Origin of the sequence: Promicromonospora kroppenstedtii DSM 19349 (assembly GCF_000515355.1) — a bacterium.
Lineage (GTDB): Bacteria > Actinomycetota > Actinomycetes > Actinomycetales > Cellulomonadaceae > Promicromonospora > Promicromonospora kroppenstedtii.
Map to the genome: position 1 here is coordinate 169,183 of NZ_KI911686.1, position 3,998 is coordinate 173,180.

Sequence of the window (3,998 nt, forward strand, 5' to 3'; positions counted from 1 at the left end):
CGGCGACGAGCGCCGCCCAGGCGAGCGGGACGACGTCGGACACTGCGTACCCGCCGCCGCCCAGCGCGAGCCAGCGGCCGTCGGCGTGCTCGTGCGCCAGGGCGTGCGCCCACTGCTGCGCGGTGGTCTGCGCGTCCACGGAGACGTTGAGGTTCGACAGCGGGTCGCGCCCATGGGCGTCACAGCCGTGCTGGGAGACGATCGCCTGCGGGCGGTGCTCGCGGACCAGCGCGGGGACGACGGCGTCGATGGCGCGCAGCCACGCCGCGCCCGACGTGCGCGCCGGCACGGGGATGTTCACGGCGGTGCCCTCGGCAGGGCCGGGCATGCCGACGTCGGCCGAGGCGCCCGTGCCGGGGAACAGGGTGCGGCCGTCCTCGTGGATCGAGACGGTCAGCACGCGCGGGTCGTCCCAGAAGATGGCCTCGACGCCGTCGCCGTGGTGCGCGTCGAAGTCCAGGTAGGCGACGCGCTCCGCGCCGAGGTCCAGCAGGCGCTGGATCGCCGCGGCGGCGTCGTTGTAGACGCAGAAGCCGGACGCCGCGCCCGGCATCGCGTGGTGCATGCCGCCCGCGACGTTGACGCCGTGCGTGATCTCGCCGCGCCACAGGGCGTCGGCGAGCTCGACGGACCCGCCGAGCTGCCGCGCGGCGGCCTCGTGCATGCCCGCGAACAGCGGGTCGTCGTCGGTGCCCAGGCCGCGCATCAGGTCGGGCTCCAGCGTGGTCCCGGCATGCCGGACGGCGGCCACGTAGTCGGCGTCGTGCACGGTCTCGATGACCGCGTCCGTGGCGGGCTCGGCGCCCACCACCTCGAGCGTGGGCCGGTCGAGCAGGCCGAGCGCCTCGATGAGCCGCATCGTCAGGTCGAGGCGGGCGGGCGCCATGGGGTGCCCGGGGCCGAAGTCGTACTCGAGGAGTCGCGGACTCCAGACCAGCCGGGCGAGGTGCACCCGCCCACGGTAACGGACCGCGCCGGTGAGGGCCGCTGTGGTTCACGACCGGCGTCTCGGACGTCCAGGGCAACACCCCGGCGCGCCCGGCCCACCGCACTGGCGGCGGGCGCCGACTCGTCTCGCCAGTGCAGGCGCTCAGCTCCCTTGAGCAGTAGCTCGTGAAGGTTCTCTCGCACGGGGTCCCACGTAGCCGGGCTGGCTACCGCGGCTGCCAGCAGGTAGAGCCCTTCGCGTTCCCGGCCCGGCATCTGCATCGACCCGTCCACCCAGGCGTGCAGCGCGAAAACATCCAATGGGGCGTGCTCCTCTTTCACCGGTGGATCATGCCGTAGAAAGTATGGCCATGCGCGCTCAGGTGTCCTTGCTTGTACGCAACGGCGATCTAGTGGTCGGATGGTGAGCCTCGCCAGCGACTTCTGCCCGGCAGCGGCCCTCCGGCGTGGCAGAGTTGGGCCCCGAATCGTTGGGACACCGGAACGAGGAGGGAACGCGGCTGATGCCGATCTTCCGGCACAGGCTGTTCGGCATCCGGGAGCTGGTGGACGAGCTGGCCTTCCGGGCTCCGGCCCGCCTCGCCGTCACCGTCTTCGCGGGCGTGGTCGGGCTGTTCGCGATCCTGCTGCTCGTGCCGTTCGCGACCGCCGACGGCGAGGGCGCGAGCTTCGTCGACGCGCTGTTCACCGCGGTGTCCGCCGTCTGCGTCACGGGCCTCGTGGTCCAGGACACGGCGACCTACTGGTCGTTCTACGGGCAGGTCGTCATCCTCGCGGGCATCAAGGTGGGCGGCTTCGGCATCATGACCGTCGCCTCGCTGCTCGGCATGATCGTCTCCCGCAAGATCGGGCTGACGCAGAAGCTGCTCACCGCCTCGGAGACCAAGACGAGCCGGCTCGGCGACGTGGGATCGCTGGTGCGCGTCATCATCATCACCGCTACCACGCTCGAGCTCTCGATCGCGCTGTTGCTCTTCCCGCGATTCTTCGTGCTTGAGGACAACGTGGGCACCGCGGCCTGGCACTCCCTGTTCTACGGGATCTCCGCGTTCAACAACGCGGGGTTCGTGCCGACCCCGGACGGCCTCATGCCGCACGTGGGGGACTGGACGCTCCTGCTGCCGATCGCGCTCGGCGTGTTCATCGGTGCGCTCGGGTTCCCCGTGATCCTCAACCTGCAGCGGTCGCTGCCCCGGCCGGGCCACCGCTGGCACGGCTGGACCAAGCGGCTCTCGCTGCACAGCAAGCTGACGCTCGTGACCAGCTTCGTGCTGCTCGTGGCGGGCGCGCTGCTGCTCCTGGTGCTGGAGTGGACCAACCCTCGGACGTTCGGCCCACTGAGCGTGGGGGACAAGCTGCTCGCCGCACTGTTCGCGGGGATCATGCCGCGCTCTGGCGGGTTCAGCACCGTGGACACCGGCGCCATGCACGAGTCGAGCTGGCTCATCCAGGACGCCCTGATGTTCGTGGGCGGCGGCTCGGCGTCCACGGCCGGCGGTATCAAGGTGACGACGCTCGCCGTCATGCTGTTGGCCATCATCGCGGAGGCGCGGGGTGACCGGGACATCGAGGCGTTCGGCCGGCGTATCCCGCGCGACGTGCTCCGCCTCTCGATCGCGGTCGTGTTCACGGGTGCCAGCATCGTGCTGATCTCGTGCGTCGCGCTGCTGCAGGTCACCGACCTCCCCCTGTCCAAGGTGCTGTTCGAGGTGCTGTCTGCGTTCGCGACCGTCGGCCTGAGCACCGGTATCACGGCCGACCTGCCCGACGCGGGGAAGTACGTGCTGACCGCCCTCATGTTCGTGGGGCGCACCGGTGCCGTGACCGTCGTGGCGGTGCTGGCGCTGCGCGACCGGCGGCGCATCGTACGCTTCCCGGAGGAACGCCCCATCATCGGCTGACGACGTGTCAGACGTACAGGTCACTAGGGTGACCTGTACGTCTGACACGTCGAGGAGAGGACTACCGTGCCGGAGAAGAAGCCCGAGCGGGACGCGGGTGTGCTGGTGATCGGCCTGGGCCGGTTCGGGTCGGCGATCGGCGCCACCCTGGACCGGCTGGGCCAGGACGTGCTGGCCGTCGAGCAGGACCCCACGCTGGTGGCCCAGTGGTCGGGGCGGCTGCCCCTGGTCGAGGCCGATGCGTCCAACCCGGACGCGCTGGAGCAGCTCGGCGCCAAGGACTTCGGCGTCGCGGTAGTGGGCGTCGGCTCGTCGCTCGAGGCGTCGGTGCTGATCACGGGCAACCTGGTGGACCTCGGGACGCCGCAGATCTGGGCCAAGGCCATCTCCGCCGAGCACGGCCGCATCCTGACCCGGATCGGCGCGCACCACGTCGTCTTCCCGGAGGCCGACGCCGGCTCGCGCGTGGCCCACCTGGTCAGCGGCAAGCTGCTCGACTACATCGAGGTCGAGGACGGGTTCACCATCGTCAAGATGCGCCCGCCGCGGGAGGCGCAGGGCTTCACGCTCGCGCAGTCGAACATCCGCAAGCGGTACGGCATCACCGTGATCGGGGTGAAGTCGCCGGGCGTGGACTTCGTCTACGCGACGCCGGAGACCCGGGTCTCGGCCAACGACCTGCTCGTCTGCTCGGGCCACGCCGACCTGCTGGAGCGGTTCGCGGCCAGGCCGTGACCCGGTGCGCCGACGTCGTCCTGCGGGCGGCTCCGGCGCACCTCACACCGCTGTCGATTACGGGGCGCGCGGCAGAGCAGGTAGCCTAGGTAGCGGACTCCTTTTCGTGTTGGTCGGCCATCGTCACTATGGCGTCACTGTCCCGGACCAACCGTGGACCATTTCGCCGCGCGGCCCGTCGTCGGGCCGCCGCCGACCGACCGACCGAACATTGCGAGGACCTATGGGCTCCGTCATCAAGAAGCGCCGCAAGCGCATGGCCAAGAAGAAGCACCGCAAGCTGCTTCGCAAGACGCGCCACCAGCGCCGCAACAAGAAGTGACGCGCGCGCCGTCGGGCGCGTGACGAGCAGGCCCGGCCCCCTCAGGGGCCGGGCCTCTTTGTCTTGTCTCGAAATCCTGGGAGCGGCTAGTG

At 70.7% G+C, this 3,998-nt stretch carries 4 protein-coding genes; 3 read left to right on the forward strand and 1 reads right to left on the reverse strand.

Annotation, left to right across the window (positions count from 1 at the left end; translation table 11 throughout):
• Positions 1 to 952 (reverse strand): acetoin utilization protein AcuC (locus tag PROKR_RS15395; protein WP_036964501.1); only part of this gene is annotated, 952 nt, incomplete at its 3' end.
• Between the two features lie 499 nt (positions 953 to 1,451).
• Between PROKR_RS15395 and PROKR_RS15400 the strand changes: the two genes are divergently transcribed.
• The 3 genes from PROKR_RS15400 to PROKR_RS31615 all read left to right on the forward strand — a co-directional run bounded on the left by PROKR_RS15400 (position 1,452) and on the right by PROKR_RS31615 (position 3,906).
• A complete protein-coding gene (locus tag PROKR_RS15400) occupies positions 1,452 to 2,849 on the forward strand; it encodes a TrkH family potassium uptake protein (protein WP_036964502.1) in 1,398 nt (465 codons plus the stop codon).
• A 66-nt stretch (positions 2,850 to 2,915) separates the two neighbouring features.
• On the forward strand, positions 2,916 to 3,584 hold the full coding sequence (locus PROKR_RS15405; RefSeq protein ID WP_020016003.1) for a potassium channel family protein: 669 nt from the start codon (positions 2,916 to 2,918) through the stop codon (positions 3,582 to 3,584).
• A 223-nt stretch (positions 3,585 to 3,807) separates the two neighbouring features.
• Positions 3,808 to 3,906, forward strand: coding sequence for a 30S ribosomal protein bS22 (locus tag PROKR_RS31615; RefSeq protein ID WP_003792170.1), 99 nt, complete (start codon positions 3,808 to 3,810; stop codon positions 3,904 to 3,906).
• Positions 3,907 to 3,998 lie beyond the last annotated feature (92 nt).